The sequence below is a fragment of the Cryobacterium sp. TMT2-18-2 genome, assembly GCF_004402245.1.
Lineage (GTDB): Bacteria > Actinomycetota > Actinomycetes > Actinomycetales > Microbacteriaceae > Cryobacterium > Cryobacterium sandaracinum.
Genome location: NZ_SOFU01000026.1, coordinates 24,132 through 46,951 on the forward strand (window position 1 = coordinate 24,132; position 22,820 = coordinate 46,951).

A 22,820-nucleotide genomic window follows, 5' to 3' on the forward strand; every position below is an offset into this window, starting at 1 on the left:
GTCAGACATGATTACCGGGCGCGAACAGAAGAAGGTCTGTGCCCTGTACTGGGGGCAAACGTGGCGATCTTGTCGAGGGCCGCAAGGTTCTTCAGCCCGGAAATCCGCAGCAATTCTTGGGGTGGGGTTCCGCCGAGAAGGTGTTCGAGCAACCAAGTTGTGCGCATCCGGCTGGGGCGTACGTCCAATTCCGTACGGGCTCGGAGCAGAAAGTCCGTGATCTGTCCCGGATTCGCGCCGATTCGGCCGGGGCGGAAGAGCCAGTCTGTCGCGCGGAGGTTGTTCTGCAGCCGGCGAAGCGGACGCTGCCAGGCCGCGAGGAGGGGAACGACGCGGGGCCGACTTTCCCACACGATTACGTGAATCTGGTCGCTGCGCATGTCGAGGTCTGCGACGCGAACTCCGAGGAGCTCACGGGTGGCGAGGCCGGCACCGAGCCCGAGGGCCAGGAGCGCGAGCGCGTCACTCTGGCGTCGTGGCGTGCCTTGCGCGATCGCCCAGCTGTGGAGTGCTGCGATCTCGCTGGCTGTGTAAGGTTTCGTCGGTTCCGACCGTGGAATCGCCCGTCGTGCGCGAACAGTCTCCGCGGGGTTCAACGCTTCGACCATGAGCGACAGGGTTGACCGGTGAGTGGCTTTACTGCCTCGGGCGTACCTCGTCATGCCGAGATGTATGAATTCTTCGACCGTGTCCTGTCGGAAAATGCGCTGTCTCTTCAGCGGTGTTCCTCGGCTCTGCCAGCACCAGAGCACGAATGCCACAGCGGCCGGATACAGCGAAGTCATTTCACGACCCGATCGTGCTGCCGTGTCTGCCACCGCATCGTTGACGAACCCGCCGATCACATCCCAATACGGCAGGGCGTTGATCGGCCGGTAGTCATGCCCTGGCTCACGGACATCGTTCACGGTCGGACCAAGCCCTCGGGCACCGGGTCGATGCGGACGACGGGTGTGGATTCCCGAGTTGTGCACCAGACGCCGGGGACCCACAGGTTGATCAGCAGCACCATTGGTTGCCCGAGGAGGCAACGGACGACTTCGACCAGATCGACATGCTCGCCGTCGCGGCGGAGCTGAAGCCTCGCCGGAAACGCGGGACTGGGCACCCTCTGAAGCTGCCGACGGTTGAGATCGAGCCAGTATCTTGTCCCAGACTCGGTCGTCACGACGTAGCAGCCGGTTGCGTCATCCGTCAGTGATTCCACCACACTCTCCTTGTTCTACCTCATTCGCCCGGTTTACCAGCGGGGTCTACCGGTGCGCGGTCGATGCTCACGATCTGGCTGGACAGGTGCCAGCGGTACTCCAGGAAGTCGGCTTCTTGACCTTCGGGTCTCATCGTCCAGTACCCGCGTTCACCGACGGAGCAGCGCACGATTTCACTGAGTGGCCGCGCCTGGTCGTTCACTGTGGGGGCGGAGCTAATCCCTGGATACCGGGTGACCGTCATGGCGTCCAGGTCGAACCGGTGACACGTGCCGTGGATCGTCGTGACGATCCAGCACCCTCCTTCAGAACCGACCAAAGTTTCTGTGCGCATCACACGCCCTGCCTTCTTTGCGGTGTCGACGTCCACCTGTCGGTGGGTTTCAGGTCGCTGAAGGACAACCGTAGGGAAAACGCTGGATCCAAACCACCGACTCAGCGACAAACCAGTGCGCTCGGTCTTTCGGAGCACCGCGCATAGATCCCTCGAGGCCGCAATTCGTGCGACCCAGAGGGGAACGCGATGCACGAAGAAAATCATCCGGCAGAGCTTCACGCCAAGGCGCGGGAACGCTGGAAACCGGCCGGCGACTGCGGTGACGGCTCAGCGCTCTACGAACACGCCGATGGCCGAGTCGCACGCGAAGGCGTGCCACTTCCCGACGGCACCTCGCGTCGTGCGGCCAACTGGGCAGAAGCCCTCTCTCGGTACGAAGACTTCTGGCGGCTGAACGGCCGGAGCCCGCGCGAAAACACTCGCGACCGGTCCAGCCTCCCACCTGAGGAACGCCGGATGGGGGAGTGGGCGCGTCACCAACGACGCTTCGACGACAGGCTCAGCAGCTACCAGAAGGTCAGGCTCGACGTGTCACCCGCCTTCGAGTGGGACCCGCTCGAATCGGTCTGGCAGGCACACTTCGCCGAGTGCCAACAGCACGCTCGAAGGACTGGCAAACTGCCGTACCTCAACGCAGCAGATCCGGCCGAATTTGCACTCGGACGCTGGCTCGGCCGACAGCTTCGCCAGATGCAGGGCAGAACCCTGCCCGATAGCCGCGCGACTCAACTCGAGGGGCTTCTTGCCCGCAGGATCGAGATCGATGATTCACCGTGCCCGTGATAATCGAGGCGTCCATGACTGCAATCTTCTTCGATCTAATCGAAGGGAAGGAATACGGAATTCGTATAATGTCCGGATTTCGACATGCGGGCGGGCCGTTCCTCCTGCGATCCGCCGAACATAGGCCCATGCTTCATGGCCAAGGTGGTCGGTACGCCCAGATGCAGCCCCGGGTGCCACCGTGTTAGATCTGCGGGGCATACTGGCCTGGTGAGCCTCGAGATTGTAAAGCTGGTCCCCGGTGTTGATTCCAACGGCGTGTATGAGGTAGCCCTCAAAGACTCGACCATTTTGACGGTCGCCTTGGCTTCAAGGTTGCCGATGCTGCTACAGCGGTTCCCGGTCGCGGGCGCGGAACGGCTGTGGCTGGACCGGACGCCGCTTGAATTCGACTCGCTGCCCGAGTTCGTGGTCGGCGAGCCCGTGATCCTCAATGATGCCCGCGGCACCTTTCGGAGCCCACCCATCGCATGGATCGTCCGACTCGACGACGACGAAAAGCCTGGAGTAGACGATGTCGACCCACCAGGCTCATGAGGTCGCGACCAAGCCCTCAAAGAAGCGTCACGTTCCGACGAAGTAGGCCCGCCAGGGACACCCGGAAGCGTCCCGTGCTGCGCGGCGGAGCCGGTCAAAAGCGCGTGATCGGAGAATTCGACATAGCGGGAGAGGTGGGGCGAGAGGCTCCTGTTGTTGTTTGCCGTGGCGTTGGGTGTCGAGATGGCGTGCGGGACCGACGCGCAGCCTGTGCTACGACGCAAGACGTCTTCTCCAAGCATCGGCGTTCTGCCTCACAACACGAAGGGTAAATGCCACCAATCCCCAGAATGGACGCAAACTAATTGGACCTCGCGGCCGAAATCGGTGAAACACCGAGCTTGTGACAACGTCCTGGAATCTCGATCGCAGGTCGACAACCAGGCTGTATCTTCGTTCGAACAGAGTTCGAGGAGCGGCATCGCGCCGTTCGTGAGCCTTACCTCGTGACAGATCTGAGAGGACGACATGGGAGCGAATCGTGAGGTGACCCGCACGCCACTCTTCCTGGATGTTGACGGCGGACTCTGCCCCATGCCCCTCAAGAACGCGGCGGTATCGCGGGACCTGGAAAGATTTCCAACGTTCGCCCCTGACCCGTACCCACAGCATGCCTGGGTCAGCACCGCCGTGGTCGCCGCCTTGAACGAATTGATCGACGAGAGGCTCGTCGAGCCGATCTGGTGCACGACCTGGGATGCCGGCGCCAACTTCCTTATTCCCGCGCTCGGCCTGCACGGAGGACCATGGCGTGTAGCCACGGTTGGTACGCGACAGGGAGACCTGATGTTTCGCGACATCTGGATCAAGACGCAAGCAGTCAGCCGTGTCGTGACGAATCAGGATTTCGTCATGGTCGACGACCTTCTCGGCGACGAGGATCGCAGACCATGGACACCGCAACGCCGGAGCATGCATCAGACCTTCGGGAGCACGTCTTCGCTACTGGTCGGCACCAATCCAGAGGGGGGATTGGCAGTCGCTGACGTACTTCGTGTTCGGGCGTACGTCCAGCAGCCGGCGGGTGCAGTGGATGCGCCCTAGGACCACGTGCGACGAGGCCGTGTGGCTCGTCGATATGGACAAACCAGGACCAGCCAAATCGCGAATGGAGGCCCACGGATGAACGATGGTGACGGCGGAGAGGCCAATGACTCTGATGTGGTCCTCACGACCGAACTCCAAGAGATTCCTGACGTTCCCGGCGTCTACACGGTGGAGACGCTCTCGGGAACTGTCCACCTCATATCCACTGTTGGTCGGTTGACGTGGATGAGGTTGCCGACGCCCACCTCGGGTTCGGCAGTTTACGACGGCCAGTGCGTGATTCTAAGTCAGATGGCGGATTTCGTTGTCGGGCGACGCGGTCGCTTGACCGTCTCGGATTCCAGTTATCTGTATGGCAGCACGACCCACTTAACGGCTCGCATCATCAGAATCACCGTCGAACCGGGGAGTACGCAACTCGATAAACGCACATGAGCCTGCACTTGGAGGCAGGGCAGAGGACTCAGATCCACCTGACGAAATCAGACCGATTCGGATGGACTCCGGTCCCCTCGGTCATGACAAACGCGTTGGCTGCGGGGTGTCGAACTGAACATCGTTGTCGATCCGAGCACCTCGTTTCCGGGTCGCGCATAGATGAAGGTATGCGACACGACGATCCAACAATCAATTCCATCCTCCAGGCCGACCCGCTGCTGAACGAACTAGAGAACGACTGGTTCGTCAGCCTGCTGGAGTTCTTCCACGCGTGGGAGGACAATCCATCCGCGGAGTCCCTCAACGGACCAGCCCGAAACGTAATGAACAGGGCATCGGAATACAGCATGGCGGCAGGGCAAACGAGTTCGATGCTTGAACAGGCATTCGACTACATGCGCCACGGACAGACATGCTGGAGAGAATGTTGCGCGACCGAGCATCTCAACCTTGAGGAGGCCAAGCTCGTCTTCGACCCGTTGGGAGTCTTGGGCACTGGCATCAGCTTCTGACTGCTAATGCTCCCGCGCTCGAGTTGCCGAATTCCGCGGACGTCCGAGCCGTGCAACGCGGTAGTGCGCAACAGTAGACCCTTCAGCGTTCGTGTCATTCCTGGCGCACAAGACGCCGTGCGACCACGGTGCTCCTGTTGCCGAGCGGAAACGGTTCCTACCGGTCTCACCACTCCGCTGGTCGGTTCTGCCGATCAGTTCGCACATTGCGTCGGTGAGCCGCATCGATCGCGTTTTGAGCGGTTTGGTGACATGGCTGTTCACGAATCAGAGTCCCGATGCGGATGTCTCGCGCTCGGTGATCGCCGAGCGCGGGACAAGACATCGAGGGCGCAGTGATCACAGCGACCGGGCCGGGCACACTGTCCGCCGCCAGTCGCATCGGATTCCTCGGCGACACCCACGGCGACATGCAACACGTGCTGACCGTGGCACGAACGATGTCAGCCCGAGGGATCGAACATCTGGTGGTCCTGGGCGATTTCGGGTTTCTGTGGCCGGGGCGCAACTGGGGTATCGATATTGACAAGCTGAGCCGACGACTCAAGATGACGGCCCAGACCCTCGCGTTCGTTGACGGCAATCACTAGGACTTCGACCTCCTCTACAAGTTCCCGGTCGCCGATGACGGGCTGCGCTGGATCCGACCGAATATCGTCCACATACCGCGTGGTTACAGGACCGTACTCGCCAGCGGCGCCACCCTTGCTGCCCTCGGCGGCGCCAACTCGGTCGATATCGGTCATCGCGTCCTGGGGCGTTCCGTCTGGGCGGAAGAGTCAATCACCGAGGCAGACCTGGCCACGCTGAGCTACGGCCATGCCGACGGGCTCATCGGACACGACGCACCGTTGCACCTCCCAGCACTGGACGCGTGGCTGGCGGCAACAGACAACGGGTGGCCGCCAGCCGGCCTAGAATACTCCGTCGAAGGACGAGCTATGTTCAATCGCGGGTTCCTGCAGGTGCAGCCCCGGCTCTACCTCGGCGGCCACTACCACCGGCACGTCGACGAACTGGTCACCTACATGATCGGCGACGCGGAATTCCAGACACGTATTGTGATCTTGGACCAAGGCGGCTCAGCATCGGCGACGAGCCAGGCCATTCTCGACGTGCGAACCCTTGAAATGGAATTCATCACCCGGGATGGTGGCCAAGAAGGACGCACGGAATGAACGCGGAGGCGCCCGAAAACCGGGTGAGCCGGCTCACGACACGTCCCGCCCGATCCTTTGCGTGGATGGACCTTGTTGTGAGCGACTTTGGATAGTGAAGTCATCCAAGGTGGTCGCGCCGGCAATCACAGGCGCGCTGCTACGGCATCTTGAATCACCTTGAGTGATCGGCGATCCAATTCGAAGAAATCGGTGAAGACGACGGAATGACCTCCGGGTGAGTGCCACCACAGTGGGTAACCAACCACCAGCAAGGTTGAAGTGTTATTTGGGCCCTAACAAGCGACATCGCGACGACAATCACCCCCGAACGTGGCACGCGTGCCGACCTTCGCGCTTTAGGCCTCAGATACAGTGAACAGGGACGCATCGAACCACAGGTTCTGATTTGCGCGTGAGCGGCGGGGGCGTCGGAACGGAGGTGCCAGCGATGGCACAATCAACGCTGGAGCATCCGGACGCACTCTTGGGGCTGGCGAACGGCCGGAGAACTCTCGCAGTTGCACCCGGCTCGATCGTCGTGGTTCGAGATGCCGAGTGGCTTGTCACGAGCACGGAAGCGACAACCTCCGGCACGCTGATTCGCGTACAGGGCCTCTCCGAACTCGTCCGCGACTCGACAGCCGCGTTCTACAGCGACATCGACGATATCGTGCCGCTCGACCCCGAGCAGGCTACCGTTATCGGCGACGAGTCAGCCGGCTACCGCACTGCGAAGCTTTGGCTCGAGGCCACCCTCCGCAAATCGCCGATTCCGCTCAATGCTCCCGAGCTCACCGTTTCCACGCGCATGCTGGCCGACCCGCTGGCCTACCAGCAGACCGCCGTGCGCAAGGCCCTCGACCCGGAGAATCTGCGCCCGCGCATCCTCATCGCAGATGCGGTGGGCCTCGGCAAGACACTCGAAATTGGCATGATCCTCTCCGAACTCGTTCGTCGTGGTCGCGGTGAACGCATCCTGATCGTCACCCCCCGCCACGTGCTCGAGCAGATGCAGCACGAGATGTGGACGCGATTCGCTCTTCCCTTCGTGCGCCTCGACTCCGTCGGCATCCAGCGGGTACGCCAAAAACTCCCCGCCACCCGCAACCCGTTCAGCCTGTACAAGCGCGCCATCATCTCCATCGATACGCTCAAGCAGGAGAAGTACCGCTCCCACCTCGCGAAGCACAAGTGGGATGCCGTGGTGATCGACGAGTCGCACAACATCACCGGCGCCACTCTCAACAACCGCCTCGCCCGCATCCTCGCGCCAAACACCGAGGCCCTGATTCTGGCCAGCGCGACCCCGCACAACGGCAAGAAGGAGTCCTTCGCCGAACTTATCCGCTTGCTCGAACCCACTGCGGTCACGCCTGACGGCGAGATCATCGAGTCCGAGGTGAAGCGCCTCATCATCCGCCGGCACCGCCACAGTGAAGAGGTCGCCCGCGAGGTCGGTGCCGACTGGGCCGAGCGGATGCCGCCCCAGCACTTCCTCGTGCAGGCCTCGCCTGCCGAGAACGCGGTAGCCAACGAACTCGCAGACGTCTGGCTCCACCCCGAGAACGGTTCCTCTCCCTACTCGGGCGACAACGGCGGCCTCTTCCCCTGGACGCTCGCCAAGGCATTCCTCTCGTCACCGGCCGCGCTCAAGGAATCGGTCAAGGAGCGGTTGAAGAAGGTCACACCCTCTGCCGACGCGAGCCAGGCCCGGGAGCGCGAGGCGCTCGAGTACCTCGGCGAGCTGTCGGATGCCGCTCTCGTTCAGCCCTCGGCCAAATACACGAAACTCCTTGAGTACCTGAAGTCGATTGGCGTCAGCCGCACGGGAACCGAGCGCGCTGTCGTGTTTTCGGAACGAGTCGCCACCCTGCACTGGCTGCGCGCCAAGCTGCTCACCGATCTGAAGCTCAAAGACGACCAGGTCCGGGTACTTCACGGCGGGCTGACCGACGTTGAGCAGCAGGAAATCGTGGAGAGCTTCAAACAATCCTCCTCGCCGATCCGCGTACTCATCACCGGCGACGTCGCTTCCGAGGGCGTCAACCTGCACTCGCAGTGCCATGAGCTGATCCACTTCGACATTCCGTGGAGCCTCATCCGCATCGAACAGCGCAATGGCCGCATCGACCGCTACGGCCAGAAGCATCGCCCGCAGATCAGCACGCTGCTGCTCGACCCGGCGAATGACAACTTCGCCGGCGACATTCGCGTCTTGAAGCGCGTGCTCGACCGAGAGAACGAAGCTCACGGCGCGCTCGGCGATGCCGCGTCCCTGATGGGCCATTACGACGCCAAGCTCGAAGAGGACGATATTCGCAAAGTCCTGGCCGGCAAGAAGGATCTCGACGAGGCGGTCCCCACCACCGATCAGGTGATCGACAACGGTGACAGCATCGGCGCGCTCATGGCACGACTTGCCGCCGCTCAAAGCTCACCGGCAAGCGCCACGGCAGCCGGAGCGACGGATGCCGGCAGCGGCCTCTTCGCCGATGACACAGCCTTCCTCCGTGAAGCGCTCCAGGCGACGTTCGCCACCCCCGCAGCCTCGGTCTCCGACAACGGCGTGAACTGGCACGAATACCCGAACCACGGCCTGGTGTCGCTCTCGCCCACTCGTGATCTCGCGCAACGCCTCGAGGTGCTCCCGCAGACCTACCTGCGCGACCGCAACGTGCTCGACGAGCTCAAGCTGGTCGTCTCGCCTCAGCGCGGTAAAGCGCTGCTGCAGGATGCTCGCGACAACAAGGCCAGCACGTCACTGTGGCCCGAGGCGCACTACCTCGGTCCGCTGCATCCGGTGTTGGAATGGGCCAGCGATCGAGCCTTGTCTAACCTGGGACGTAACCAGGTGTTCGCCGTGCGCGGTGACGTGGACGCGCCCACCGTGCTGTTGTTCGCGACCCTGACGAACCTTCGCGGTCAGGTGGTCGCCAGCTCGTACATCACTGCGCAGGTCCCCGATCCCGGAGACCCCGAGTTCGTGCTTCCGACCGCACACGGTACGGCTCACGAGGCTCTCGAAGCCATCGGGTTCACCGGGTCAAAGGCGATCAACCACGGCGCCGTCACGGTCGATCACCTGCAAGGGCTCATCGCACCGGCCGTTCGCGCCGCTCGAGTTCTCGCGAACCAATTCTCGGATGCATCGGCGACCGCCATCAAGCAACGCATTGACCGCTGGTCGACCCGGGTTGACCGGTGGGAAGAAGACGCCAACGCGCTCATCCAGCGCGGCGATTTGAAGCAGCGCCGCGTCACCGTGGAGCAAGAGCGGTTGATGGCCGAGGCGATGAAGCCACACCAGCAGTTGGTGCGCCCACTGCTCGTGGTGGTTCCACAGAATTTCACGAATGAGAACGGCACGGGGGAGTAGCGCATGTCAGATGAAGCGATCATCATTGGCGAGGGTTGGCTGAGCGACCACTTCTTCACCACAGACGCGAAATCCCAGTCGTTCCAGGCTAGGGCGGTGGCCAGGCGCAAGGAATGGGACGAGCAGGATGCCGAGGGCACACCGTCGGCGCGGGCCCGTTTCACCGCAATGCGCGCCCAGCTCGAAACACGCCTCGCCGCACTCGTACCCGGCGATGACGACCTTGCCATTCGTGAGGAGATCTACGGTCCCCTACGCACGGTGCTCGGATTCACCGGCGGCTATCACCTCGACCAGAGCGGACCGCTGCTGCGCGTAACCCAGCCCGGCCTCGTTGACGGTTCACCGTTCGTGATCGTCGAGGCCCGCCCCGTCGACACACTCGAAGACCTGCTCGCTCGGGATACCGACACCTTGCTGGTTCCCTTCGAGGTTGATGACAACGATAAGCACGCGATCTCCTCGGTCGCGCGGCTGCTCTCCACCCTCTTTGTCGAGGACGACGGGCCGATCCTCGCGCTCGTCCTCGCCGGAAAATGGCTCCTCGTCGCAGAGCGGGAACGGTGGGCAGAGGGACGCTACCTCGCTGTTGACTTGCAACTCGTGGTGGCCCGCAACGATGCAAAGAAGGGCGGCGAGATTGATCGTGCGCTCACCTGCGTGTCGGCCGAGTCTCTCGCTCCGGATGCCGAGGGCGACATCTGGTGGTCCCAGGTGCTCGACGAGTCGATCAAGCACACGGTCGGCGTCTCCCAAGACCTGCGCGAAGGCGTGCGGCTGTCCATCGAGATCATCGCCAACGATGTGGTTGAGCGGCGCCGCCGCAAGGGACTAGAGCCGCTGCCCGGCAGCGAGGCCCAGGCCCTCGCGAAGCAGTCGCTGCGATTCCTGTACCGCATCCTGTTCCTGCTCTACGCCGAGGCCTCGCCAGAACTCAACGTACTGCCCGTCGGGGCGAGCGAATACGAGGAGGGCTACAGCCTCGACCGCCTCCGCGAGCTGACGCTCGTCAAGCTCGCCACCGAACAGGGCGAGAACGGTACCCACCTCTACGAGTCGCTCGCTGTACTCTTCCGCCTGGTTGATCGGGGCCACGGTGTCACGGCCCCATCGCGTACCCCGTTGGTCGAGGCTGTCGAGACCGCTCCTGAAGCCTCCGACCTCCGCGACGGCCTGGTCTTCAACAGCCTGCGCGCCGACCTCTTCCTCCCGAAGGCGACCGCCCACATCGACGAGGTGAAGCTGAGCGACACCAAGCTCCAGGAAGTGCTTGCGCACCTGCTGCTGAGCAAGGAACAGAAAGGCCGCGACCGAGGCTTCATTAGCTACGCAGACCTGGGCATCAACCAGCTCGGCGCCGTTTACGAAGGCCTCATGTCGTACACGGGCTTCTTTGCCGAGACCGAGCTGTACGAGGTAGCCAAAGACGGCAACGCCGACAAGGGTTCCTGGGTCGTTCCCGTCGAGCGCTCGCAGAGCATTGAGTCCAAAGACTTTGTGCAGGAAACGCACCCCATCACAGGTGAGACGCGCGCACGCATTCACCGTGAGGGCAGTTTCGTCTTTCGGTTGGCCGGCCGGGAGCGCCAGCAGTCAGCCTCCTACTACACACCCGAGGTGCTCACCCGGTTCACAGTCTCGCAGGCGCTCGAAGAACTGCTGGACCAGAACGGCACAACCACGACAGCCGACGAGATTCTCGAACTTACCGTTTGCGAGCCGGCGCTCGGCTCTGGTGCATTCGCCCTCGAGGCAGTGCGGCAGTTGGCCGACCAATATCTTCGCCGCCGGCAGCTCGAGCTGGGCAAAAAAATCGATCCGGATGCCTACCCCCGGGAACTGCAGAAGGTGAAGGCCTCGATCGCACTACACCAGGTGTACGGCGTCGACCTCAACGGGACCGCAGTGGAGCTCGCCGAGATCTCACTCTGGCTCGACAGCATGTCGGAGGACCTGCAAGCGCCCTGGTTCGGCCTGCACCTCAAGCCTGGGAACTCCCTGATCGGTTCCCGCCGCGCGGTCTACAGTCGCGATCAGGTGAACTCGAAGTCATGGCTGAAGGCCGTGCCGCGCGACGTGCCGGTGTCGGCCCTCGCTACGGACCTGCGCGAGGGCAAGATCGCGTCAGGAATCGCTGGATCAATCCATCATTTCCTCCTTCCGGCTGAGGGGTGGGGCAGCGCAGTCGAGGCTAAGGAGGCGAAAGAGCTGGCGCCGGAGGCCCTCACCGCCCTTAAGGCATGGCGTCGTCAGATCGCGGCCAAACCGACGAAGAAGCAGCTCGATCAGCTCGTGAATCTCTCATATCGAGTGGAGATGCTCTGGCAGTTCGCCCTCCGCCGTCTCGAGATTGCTGAGCGCGAGATTCGACGCCAAATTCCCCTCTGGGGAGCTGCCTCCACGGTGGTTGAGGCTGTCGAGCCCGTAGCTCACGTGACGCGCGAAGAAATCGAACGAAAACTTGCCGACGCCAACGGCGCGTATCAGCGACTTCGCCGGGTCATGGACGCGTGGAACTCCCTCTGGTTCTGGCCACTGACGGATACTCTCACGCAGGGCACTCAGCCACCGAGCCTGGACGAGTGGATCGGCGGTCTTACCGCGCTTCTCGGTACTCACTTCGAGGTGAAAGCCAAGCTGGCCGCGCAGGGCCAGACAACGCTTGGCCTATCGAACCAATGGTCCGAGCTCGGCGCTGCAGAGGACAACGAACTCGCGTTCGCGATGGTTGCGCCCATCGCGGAGGCACTCCAAGCCCACCCGTGGCTCGCCGTGTCCGAACGCATTGCCACCCAACAAGGCTTCTTTCACTGGGAACTCGACTTTGCCGCGGTTTTTGCCATGGGCGGTTTTGACCTCCAAGTTGGTAACCCCCCATGGGTGCGGCCCACTGCAGACGTAGATGCACTTCTCGCTGAGGGCGACCCATGGTGGCAGCTGAGCCAGAAGCAAACTCAGGCAACGATCACCTCAATGCGGCAGCAAACTCTTTTGCTGCCGGGGATTCGGGATCTCGTTGTCGTCGGGGTGGGGGAACTTGCGGTGACATCTGCATTTCTGCGCTCAACGACGAATTTTCCGTATCTCGGCGGGTTGCAGCCTGATCTGTACAGATGTTTCATGGAACGCACATGGCGGTCGATGAGCCGAGATGGAATCGTGGGTCTGATCCACCCAGAGTCGCATTTCGCGGAGGGTGCCGCGGGACTTCTTCGCAAAAATACATACCGTCGACTTCGTCAGCACTGGCATTTCATCAATGAGCTGCTTCTCTTCGAGATTGATGACAAGAAGTCATTTGGTGTTCATATCTATGGGCGCCCATTTGAGCGCATCTCGTTCATGATGGCCGCATCTCTTTACCATCCCGATACTGTGACCCGTTCACTTGTTCATGACGGGTCAGGTCCTGCGCCAGGTGCGAAGGACCCGGAGGGTCATTGGGATCTCCGCCCACATTCGGAACGGATTCTGCACGTTGACGATGCAACTGTGGCTGCGTGGGCAGCTCTGTTACGTGGCGTCAGCGAACCGGCAGACTCTGCTCGGATGCTGTATCCGATCAATGTTGCGTGCTCAAGGGTCTTACTGAAACTGGCCGCTAAATCGCGCCTTCAGGATCTGCCAGTTGAGGCAACGGATGGCTGGCATGAGAGCGCTGACCGTCGTCGCGGCTACTTCGACGTTAGTTCAGCGACGCCGATGAGGTGGGAGGACGTAATACTTCAGGGGCCGCATTTCACGGTCTCCACGCCATTTGTGAAGCAACCAAACGTCACGATGAAGGGCAATCAAGACTACTTCAACAACGATCTTGAGACACTTCCGGTCGATTTTAGACCACGGACTAATTTTCAAAGGATGGTGACTCCCGAAGCCTTTAAAGCACCGCAGGCTAGGTGGGACAGCGGGAAAGCCCTTGCATCGAGCTATTTCCGAGTGGTGTGGAGGGGAATGTTTAAAGTCGGCAACGAGCGCTCACTTCAGGCGGCAATTATTCCCCCGGGACCCACTCATGTTCACGCCGTCATGAGCGCTGGTGTTCCAGGTCGACCATTGCGAGACTTACTGACAATCGCGGGATTCCTATCTGCTTTGGTACTCGATTTCGTAGTCCGCGTCGCGGCTCCTTCCACCCTCTCGAAGGATTTTGTAGGCGGCCTCCCGGTAATCCAAGTCCACCCGCTAATGAGCGAACTCCACATCCGGGTTCTTCGCCTGAATTGTTTGACGGAGGCATATGCGGCTCTTTGGGAGGGCTGTTTTGACGAGAATTTCACCCGCGCGACATGGACCATTTCAGAGACGAGGGAGTCTGGGGTGGCTCTTGGTGAGGTCAATTCAAAATGGTCCGCGCAGGTTCCTCTTAGGGGCGGAAAGGACAGGCGCCGGGCTCAACTCGAGATCGACGCACTGATCGCTCTAATGGTTGGTCTCACCGCGGATGAGCTCTGCACGATCTACCGAACGCAGTTCGCGGTGCTATACGGGTATGACAGGAGCAAATACTTCTTCGATGCAAACGGGCGGCTCGTGCCCAACTCGGTGCTGTCTTCGTGGCGGTCGAAGTTGGACCAGGCCACTGAGTCGGAACGAACAGCGACGAACGCTTCCGGCAATACATACACCTATGAGCTGCCATTCGTGACGTTTGACCGTGAGGCCGACATGCGACAGGCCTATGCGCACTTCGAGAAGATCCTGGCGGAGCGCTAGTGAGCGAGCTGCTCCCCACCCTCCAGGCTGAGGACGTGCGGGATGGTCTCGTCGACTACCTTTCCACCACGTTTGCACTCGCTGACGAAGACGCCCGTGTGGCGCTCGACCGATTCCTGCGGCATTCAGAGCATGGAATTTTCAAAGGCCCGTACGTTCGGCTACGACTGCCGTTCAAGCCCGCTGAGGACGGCTGGCGCTCGACACTCGACTGGTACGAGGGCTTCCCGCCCTACGGGCACCAGGCCGCAGCATTCGCGCGGCTCAGCAGTGCGAACCTGAGCGCTGAAAAATCTCGCCCGCTGCCGACACTCGTCACCACGGGCACCGGCTCCGGCAAAACGGAGGCGTTCCTTCACCCGATCCTCGACCACGTGCTGCGCGCCAAGCGCGAGGGCGTCGAGGGAATCAAGGCGCTCATCCTTTACCCGATGAACGCCCTCGCTAACGACCAGGCCCGTCGCCTTACCGAGCTCATCACCACCAGCCCGGCGCTCGGCGGCGTGCGCGCCGCCCTGTACACCGGGCAGAGCGGGCCCACCCGCAGCACCGTCACCACCGACGGGCTCATTACCGACCGCACGGCGATGCACGCCGAGGCCCCCGACATCTTGCTCACCAACTACAAGATGCTCGATCAGCTGCTGCTCCGCCCCGCCGACCAGGCCCTCTGGAAGCAGAGCGCGACCAGCCTGCGCTACCTCGTGCTCGACGAGTTCCACACCTACGATGGCGCTCAGGGCACTGACGTGGCCATGTTGCTGCGTCGGCTCGGCCTCGCGCTCAAGCGGAACTGGCCCGACCAACATGCCGACATCAATGACGCGGCTCGGGCTCGTCCGCTTGGGCTCATCACGCCCATTGCCACGTCCGCCACACTCGGTGACAAGGGCGACCCCACTCTCATGGTCGACTTCGCCAATACGGTCTTCGGTGACGACTTCGATGACGACAGCATCATCACCGAAACCCGCCTGAGCCTCGATGACTGGTCCGCGGGGGCGCAAGAGAGCCTCGCCGGCCGTGGTCTCCAACATCGATCTGTCGACGCTGCCCTCGTCACCGAACTGATCGATGCAGTCGCCGACCTGGGCGGACAACACCGCGACGCCGAGACCCTCACTGCGACGGTCTTCGCCGCCCTGTACTCAGACGGTAATACACCGAATGCGGCGGAGGCGTTCGCCGACGCCACCCCCGAGCTGCTGCTTGCGGCTGCTCAGGGGCACCCGTTCATCCGCGACCTCTGCGAGGCCGCGAGCGATGCGGTGTCGATCGACACGCTTGCCGTGACGCTGTTCCCCGCTGGCCTCAGAACCACCGAAAGCATCGAGCAACGAGACGCGGCCCGCGGAAGCTTTCTGGTTGCAGTCATCGCTGCGCTGAGCCACGTGCGAGCTGTGGCCGGCCGGTCAGCGGCCTCGGTGGATCTGCACCTGTGGGTGCGCGCGCTCACCCGGCTCGACCGCTACGCCGGCCCCACGGTCGGATACGACTGGTCTGACGACGGCGGTATTGAAGAGCGCGAGAACGACGACCCGTTCAGCGTGGAAGGACGCGCGAAATTCCCCGCAATCTACTGCAGGCACTGTGGGCGCAGTGGCTGGGGCGTGCAGCTCGGCCCTGTTGGGTTCGACCTCGATCACAGCGATATCGATATACGTCGCAACCACGCCAACCACTCCGCACGATTTCGTTCGCTCATCTATGCACCGCGTGAAGCCGACCAGCAGGAGCAGGCGCCAGCGGATGAGTCGAGGACGGAAGGCCTCTTCTGGTTCGATGTGCAGCAGCGCAACCTCAGCCTTGAGCCTCCGCACGATGAGCAGCACGCGCAGGCCGTAACTGACGTGCTCCCCGTGCTCACACTCACCGGAGACGAAGCCGACGAGGCCTCGCACAAGGACGTCTGCCCCAACTGCCAGAAGGCGGACGGCATCCGCTTTCTAGGAAGCGCGATTTCAACGCTGCTCTCGGTGAGCATCAACACCATTTTCGGTGATCGTCACCTCGATGCCAGCGAGAAGAAGGCTCTGGTCTTCACCGACAGTGTGCAGGATGCCGCCCATCGCGCCGGATTTGTGCAGAGCCGCTCGCACGTTTTCAGCCTGCGCAATGCGATTCGCGACGCCATTGGCGACGGGGTCTCGACCCTCGACGACGTCGCCGAAGAGCTGCTGCGGCGCGCGGGCGACGATAAATTTCTGCGCTACCGGCTTCTGGCGCCGGACGTCGTCGACCGCGATAGCTTCTCGTCGTTCTGGCGAGAAGACAGCGCACGTCGCGTGCCCGCCGGAACGATGAGGCTGGTGCGCAAGCGGCTCAAGTTTGACTTGGCCATGGAGTTCGGGCTGCAGTCCCGGGTTGGTCGCACCCTTGAGCTGACTGGGTCGGTAGCCGCCGAGGTCGATGCGGGCCCGGAGGCGCGGCTCGAGGCACTGGGTCGCGCAGCCGTGCGTGATTTCGAGACCGCCGGATTCGTCGATGACGATAGCGACGGTGAAGTCGCGACCGCGGAGATCGTGCGCTGGGTTCGCGGAGTGCTCGAGCGCATGCGCGAACGCGGATCGATCGAGCACGAGTGGTTCCGCAAATACATTGAGAACAATGGCGAACGCTGGCACGTTTGGGGCGGCCGGCCGCGCGGTGAGGGGATGCCCGCTTTCCCCAAGGATCGCGAAGCACCGGCCTACCCGCGTGTCGGCTCGACGGCGGCCATGAGGGGTGCCCGCGATTCCCACCTCGACCAGGCGACCTCGTCGCAGGGGTGGTACGCGATCTGGGCGCGCAAGGTGTTGGGCGTCACCGCCTCGGACGGTGCCAAACTCACGAAGCTGCTCTTCACCGAATTGGAGAAGGGCGGAATTATTCTCAGCGCTCCTATTGGCGCCAGCGGAGCGATCGCCTATCAGCTGAGCCCGAGCCGAATCCTCGTGGCGCCCATCGCTCTGGCCGAGCTGGAGGCCGCACGCAATCTGCTCGAGTGCGACACGTGCCAGACCCCGGTGCCCGGAACGACCACGGTCGTCGAACAGCTCGGCGGTGGCCCCTGCCTGGTGGCCCGGTGCCGCGGCACCCTCCGCCCCGTGGCCGGGAAGGCCAACTACTACCGCGGTCAGTACAACGACGGTGAGATTCGCCGCGTCGTCGCCCGGGAGCACACCAGCATGCTCAAGGACGAGGTGCGCCTCGAGTATGAGAACGGTTTCAAGGCGGCAATCGCGAGGCCGGATGCCCCCAACGTGCTCGTTGCCACGCCCACGCTGGAAATGGGTATCGACATCGGAGACCTCTCCACGGTGTTCCTGGCGGGACTGCCCCGATCTGTGGCTTCCTACCTGCAGCGTGTAGGCCGGGCAGGCCGCCTGACGGGAAACGCCCTGACGATGGCTTTCGTCGTGGGACGCGGCGAGCAGCTGCCGAAGCTCGGCGACCCGCTCTCCGTGATCAATGGGGAGGTGCGCCCTCCGGCCACGTATCTGAACGCCGAAGAGATTTTGCGCCGTCAGTACACGGCATCCATCGTGGACCGGCTGGCCGCGACCGGGAAGGTCATGGGCATCACTCATGCCCGTGACGTGCTCGCCAAGACCGAGGGAACCTCTTTTTTGGCGACCGTCATCGACGATGCCGAAGCCCACGCGACTGAGCGACTCGAGGCCTTTCTAGCGACCTTCGACCACCTCAGCGACTGGGCAACCGAGACGCTGCGAAGTTGGTCTCTGCCCGGCACCGAACCCCGACTGAGCGGAATCGCCACCACGCTCATCGCTTCCAGCGCGCGCTGGAATGGGGAAATCGAAAACCTCCGGCTGCGCAAGAAGGCAATCGTGGAATCGCTCCCTGAGCTGGAGGCCGCTGCCGGGCACCCGGCCGCGAGCGAAGACGACAAGATTGCGTTCAGAGCGGCAAAAGCATCACTGGGCATGGTCATCCGTCAATCGAGCGATCTCTACGACGAGCATTGGGTCGGAGCGCTCGAGCGCTTTGGCGTTCTGCCGAACTACACCCTGCTCGACGACAGCGTACGACTTGACGTGGCCCTCAGCTGGATCGACCCCGACAGCCAGGAATTCCAGCACGACGCCATTACTTACGAGCGCGGCGCCGGCATCGCGATTAATGAACTCGCACCGGGGGCAACCTTCTACGCCCAGGGTGTCGAGATCTTCATCGATGCCGTCGATCTGGGGAGCGAAGGCTCCCGAGTGCAGACGTGGGTGTTCTGTCCCGACTGCGGGTATGCCCGCGACGTCATGGTGCCGACCGACGGCGACGCGGCCAAGGGGCCGGCGAGCTGCCCGCGCTGCGCGAGCAAGGGCATCGCAGATGCCAACCAGAAGTTCGATGTTGCCGAGTTGGAACAGGTCTCGGCCGAGGTGCGCCGTGACGAATCGACGATCAGCGATCGCCGAGACGAGCGGCAGCGCGAACGCTTCTCCGTGCAGATCGCGGCCGACATTGACCCCGCCAACGTTGCGCGGCAGTGGTTTGTCGAAGGAACCACCTTCGGGGTGAAGTACCTGCGCGAGCTCACCATCCGCTGGATCAACCTGGGGAAAGTCACCGGAGCCGGCACGCCGCGGATGCTCGCGGGCGAGGAACTTTCGCCACCCCTGTTCCGTGTCTGCGGAGCCTGCGGCAAGCTCGACCAGAAGGGCGATGTCAACAGCGCTCGAGAGCATCGCCCCTGGTGCCGATACCGCACGTCCAAACAGGAGCACGCGCGGCAGCTCGCCCTGAGCCGCACGCTCACGACGCAAGGCCTCGTGCTCCGCTTGCCGAGCGCCGTCACGGTTGGTGACGGACTCGGCCTGCCCAGTCTCTCCGCGGCTGTGCAGCTGGGGCTCCGGGAAGTCATTGGCGGTGACCCCGACCACCTGCGCCTCGTCACGATCGTGGAGCCGGTTTTGGGCGACGAGGTCAATAACGTCGCTCTCCTGATCCACGACGCCGTGCCCGGCGGTACCGGGTACCTCGCGGATTTGGCAGAGCAGAACAACATTCGCGACGTTTTCGAGCGGGCCTGGCGCATCGTTGCCGAATGCCCATGTCGGCATGAGGGCAGAAGCGCTTGCCACCTGTGCCTGCTTCCGTTCGCTCCTGGCGGGGACCTTTCCCTCGTTTCGCGCGCGAGCGCCGAGCGGAACCTGCGAACGATCCTGGGACTCGACGAGAATGGCGCGGGCGCCCCGTGGGTGGTGACGGAGATCGATCCGGGTGCACAAGACCCTGAGTCGATCCTCGAACAGTGGTTCCGCAAGGTATTCATGGACCGAGCTCGCGCTCTCGGCGCCACGATCAAGGAGATCCCTGGCGCCTGGGGCAACACGATTCGACTGACACTACCGGGGAGCAAACACCTGTGGGCGCTCACCCCGCAACCCTTCATCGGGAAGACTCGGCCCGACTTCGTACTGGAGGCGATCGGCGGCGGAGCCACTCCTCTGGCGATCTACACCGACGGTCGCACCTACCACGCGACGACAGCCCACAACCGAATCGCCGATGACGCCGCCAAGCGGCGGTACCTGCGAGCACAGGGATACGGGGTGCTTGCGATCACGTGGGATGACATTAGGCGCGCGGACCAGGGCGTATCGGAGCCCCCAGCGTCGTGGTTCGACCGCGACTTCGCGGCGTCCATGGTCAATCAGTTCGGCCTCTCTCCGAGCGCTCTTGACCATGTGACGGCCAACCCCCTGACTCAACTGATGGACTGGCTGCAAGATCCCGCCGCGGCCGAGGACCGGTGGAAGCGGGTGGCGCACGCGCTTCCGATGCTTACCCTGCCGGGCACCTTTGTCGAAGCTGTGATCTCGCGCGAGGCGCTGGTTGGACGCGCAGCAGAGATATTGAAGGGCTCGGTTCCTGCGGGATCAAACCTGCCGCACGCATGGCACCTCGCACGCACGTCTCTTGTCATGGCCTCGCGCTACAGCGGCATGGGTGACGCCACCGAGGTCGTGCTCATGCTCGATGACCGACCGGCCGCTCTGGCCGACACGAACTTTGCGGATGCGTGGCAGATGTGGCTGCGGCTCTCGAATCTTCTTGGCGCCGCCGACGTGACACGGCTCGGCGAGATCATGGCGATGTCCGAGGTATCCGACTTCGCGTCGCAACTTGGTGCGGTCGACGTCGTGCTGAACGGTGCGATCTCGGCCGAGTGGGCGGCGGCGCTCGAGTTTGCCGACGGCGACGAGCGGGACTTGCTCTCGCAACTGGCGACATTGCCTGACATGGTCGTGCCCGCAATCGGCATTGAGGTTGCCGATGGCATTCCGGTGGGAATCGCGTGGGAGCTCGAACAGATCGCGGTGTCGCTCGGGCTTGAAGACGGAGACCGCACCGAACTTGAAAAGGCCGGCTGGGTCATCGTCGAACCGAACGTTGATGATGTCGTAGCAGCACTGGGAACCGGAAAGTAGCTCGCTCATGCCACAGATAGTGATGTCCAAGCTCAAAGGCCAGAAGCTTGACAAGACGGTGCAATCCAAGTCATTCGCCTTCCTGCAGAAGCTGGCTGCGGATGACACGTCTCCCGCCCTGCACATCGAGCCGATGCAGAAAGCCGCCGATGCACGTGCCCGTACCGGCCGAGTGGATCAGTTCTGGCGCGCTGTGCTGTTCAAGCTTGAACAGAAGAACGGCGAGCCGATCTACGTCTACGACGGAACATGGCCGCACGACGAGGCCATCGAGCGCGCGCGAACCCGGGTGCTTCACTTCAACCCGATCAACGGCATCACCGAGATCATCGAGGAGGGGATGCCGGAGGGAACCGAGCAGGCCGGTCAACCGCAGGCGATTCCGAAGCCCGAAAAACCAATGGAGTCCTTCCTCGCAACCCACGGATACCTGCTGACGGATCTGACCAATGCGCTCGGCTTCGATGACCTCGCTGCGCGGCGAATCTATGCCGCCACGAGTGAAGACGAGCTATTGCAGATGTCGGAGAGCCTGGCCAATCAATGGCAGATTGATGCGGTGCTTGGGCTTGCCGTGGGTGACACGGTGGACAAGATCCGGGTGGGCCTTGGGTTCGTCGAGCCTGGAGAGTCCGAGGTGGCGCCCGAGCCCGCACCTGATGAGACCGAAGACGACCGAATCACGAAGGGCCTTCAGCATCCAGCCGCACGGATGCAGTTCGCCTTCATCGAGAACGACGAGGAACTCCAGCGGGTCATCGAGGGCGGTGACTTTGGGGCGTGGCGCGTCTTCCTGCATCCCGAACAACGCAAATACGTCGAGAAGGACTTCAACGGCGCGTTTCGGCTTTCTGGTGGTGCGGGCACGGGAAAGACGGTGGTGCTGTTGCACCGAGCGCGTCGGTTGGCCCAAGCGAACACCTCCGCCCGAGTTGTGCTCACAACGTTCACCAAGGCTCTCTCGTCTGCTCTTGAGCGAGACCTTGAAAGGCTTGACCCGACGACACCGCGGGCCAAGGGGCTGGGCAAGCCTGGCGTGCTGGTGCGCGGAATTGACGCGCTCGCCGTGGCCGTGCGTGATGCGGCCGGCGTGCAGTTTGGGCAAGCGGCCGAACGCGTATTCGGGGCGCCGATTGAACCCCGCGGGACGCTCGTTGGGAATGACATCGGATGGCGCGAAGCCATCGATGACGCCGGCGCCGACCTTCCTGAGTCGCTGCAGAGCCCCTCCTTCTTCGAGGGAGAGTATCTGCAGGTGATTCTGCCTAATCGAGTGACCGCTCCGGAGGCATACTTCAAGGTGCGCCGGCCTGGGCGGGGGATCGCCCTTGACAGACGCAAGCGAGTGGCAGTCTGGGCCGTGGTTGAGCAGTACCGGCAGACGGCCCGGCACATGGGCACGTTGAGTTATGCCGAAGTCTCTGCAATCGCGGCGGCCTACCTGGAGCATTCCGTGCAGGGAGGACTGGCTGATCATGTGCTCGTCGATGAAGGTCAGGACCTCACTCCGCTGCATTGGCAGTTGCTGCGGTCACTGGCCGGAGAGGGGAAGAACGATCTCTTCATCGCTGAGGACACTCACCAGCGGATCTATGGTCATCCTGTGGTGCTCTCCCGCTACGGGATCAAGATCACGGGTCGCTCGCGGCGTTTGACACTGAATTACCGCACGACCCAGCAGAACTTGCGATTCGCGCTCGGGGTTCTGGAGGGAGCGGGCTTCGTCGATAGCGACGGCAACGAGGAGAACGAGCACGGGTATCGCTCTGCGCGGAGTGGCCCGCTGCCACGTGTCGTCTCAGCGACCAGCGAGAGCGGACAGTATGACAACGTCGCCGAGGTGATCAAGGGTTGGTTGGCCGACGATGCCATCTCGCCTGAGACAGTGGCGGTGCTCACCCGCTCACGTAACCAGGGCCTCAAGCTCAAGGATCAACTCGCTGATCGCGGGGTAACCGCCGCGGTCACTGAACCCGGTGATGCCGCTGTTGGGCATCCTGTCGTTCTCACAATGCACAAGGCGAAGGGCATGGAATTCTCGCGTGTTCTTCTTTTCAACGTGTCGGAGGGATCGATTCCGAACGCCTGGGCGCTCAAGGGCGTCGTGGCAGAAGAGCTGGGCGACGCGATGCTACGTGAGCGGTCTCTGCTCTACGTGGCGGCGAGTCGGGCCCGGGACGAGCTCGTGATCTCATGGGCGGGGAAGCCATCCATGTTGCTTGCCGAAGAGACAGTGAAAGACGCATGAGCGCGATCACGCCGCACTATCGAACGA

Annotated in this window: 14 protein-coding genes; 11 read left to right on the top strand and 3 right to left on the bottom strand. The window is 62.7% G+C overall.

The window, feature by feature from the left end; all coding sequences use genetic code 11:
• Positions 1-11 precede the first annotated feature (11 nt).
• From E3O22_RS08555 to E3O22_RS08565, 3 genes are all read right to left on the bottom strand, one after another.
• Positions 12-608, bottom strand: a complete 597-nt coding sequence (locus tag E3O22_RS08555) for a hypothetical protein (RefSeq protein WP_134395794.1) — start codon at positions 606-608, stop codon at positions 12-14.
• Positions 609-904: 296 nt separating this feature from the next.
• On the bottom strand, positions 905-1,207 hold the full coding sequence (locus tag E3O22_RS08560) for a hypothetical protein (RefSeq protein ID WP_134395796.1): 303 nt from the start codon (positions 1,205-1,207) through the stop codon (positions 905-907).
• 20 nt (positions 1,208-1,227) lie between these two features.
• Positions 1,228-1,578, bottom strand: coding sequence for a hypothetical protein (locus E3O22_RS08565; RefSeq protein ID WP_134395797.1), 351 nt, complete (start codon positions 1,576-1,578; stop codon positions 1,228-1,230).
• Positions 1,579-2,001: 423 nt separating this feature from the next.
• On the opposite strand from E3O22_RS08565, the gene E3O22_RS15895 reads away from it, so the two are divergent.
• The 11 genes from E3O22_RS15895 (at position 2,002) to E3O22_RS08620 (ending at position 22,793) form a co-directional block, all read left to right on the top strand.
• Positions 2,002-2,328 (top strand): helicase associated domain-containing protein, encoded by a 327-nt coding sequence (locus tag E3O22_RS15895; RefSeq protein ID WP_134395799.1) that lies wholly within the window; start codon positions 2,002-2,004, stop codon positions 2,326-2,328.
• Between the two features lie 210 nt (positions 2,329-2,538).
• Positions 2,539-2,865 carry a hypothetical protein gene (locus tag E3O22_RS08575; RefSeq protein WP_134395801.1) on the top strand — a complete coding sequence of 109 codons (327 nt, stop codon included), beginning with the start codon at positions 2,539-2,541 and terminating at the stop codon, positions 2,863-2,865.
• A 486-nt stretch (positions 2,866-3,351) separates the two neighbouring features.
• Positions 3,352-3,909 (top strand): hypothetical protein, encoded by a 558-nt coding sequence (locus E3O22_RS08580; protein ID WP_134395803.1) that lies wholly within the window; start codon positions 3,352-3,354, stop codon positions 3,907-3,909.
• 78 nt (positions 3,910-3,987) lie between these two features.
• Complete coding sequence (locus E3O22_RS08585) at positions 3,988-4,347, top strand: hypothetical protein (RefSeq protein ID WP_134395805.1); 360 nt, start codon at positions 3,988-3,990, stop codon at positions 4,345-4,347.
• Between the two features lie 170 nt (positions 4,348-4,517).
• A complete protein-coding gene (locus tag E3O22_RS08590) occupies positions 4,518-4,862 on the top strand; it encodes a hypothetical protein (protein ID WP_134395807.1) in 345 nt (114 codons plus the stop codon).
• A 410-nt stretch (positions 4,863-5,272) separates the two neighbouring features.
• Positions 5,273-5,452: a hypothetical protein gene (locus E3O22_RS16720; protein WP_370448438.1), complete on the top strand. Its 180-nt coding sequence runs from the start codon at positions 5,273-5,275 to the stop codon at positions 5,450-5,452.
• 351 nt (positions 5,453-5,803) lie between these two features.
• A complete protein-coding gene (locus tag E3O22_RS08600; RefSeq protein WP_134395811.1) occupies positions 5,804-6,040 on the top strand; it encodes a hypothetical protein in 237 nt (78 codons plus the stop codon).
• A gap of 430 nt (positions 6,041-6,470) precedes the next feature.
• Entirely contained in the window at positions 6,471-9,398 is a 2,928-nt protein-coding gene (locus E3O22_RS08605) for a helicase-related protein (protein WP_134395812.1), read from the top strand.
• 3 nt (positions 9,399-9,401) lie between these two features.
• Positions 9,402-14,114 (top strand): DNA methyltransferase, encoded by a 4,713-nt coding sequence (locus tag E3O22_RS08610; protein ID WP_134395814.1) that lies wholly within the window; start codon positions 9,402-9,404, stop codon positions 14,112-14,114.
• Positions 14,114-20,545: a DEAD/DEAH box helicase gene (locus tag E3O22_RS08615; protein WP_134395816.1), complete on the top strand. Its 6,432-nt coding sequence runs from the start codon at positions 14,114-14,116 to the stop codon at positions 20,543-20,545. The genes E3O22_RS08610 and E3O22_RS08615 overlap by 1 nt, the downstream gene beginning before the upstream one ends.
• 7 nt (positions 20,546-20,552) lie before the next feature.
• Positions 20,553-22,793 carry a 3'-5' exonuclease gene (locus E3O22_RS08620; protein WP_134395818.1) on the top strand — a complete coding sequence of 747 codons (2,241 nt, stop codon included), beginning with the start codon at positions 20,553-20,555 and terminating at the stop codon, positions 22,791-22,793.
• The last annotated feature ends 27 nt before the right edge of the window (positions 22,794-22,820 follow it).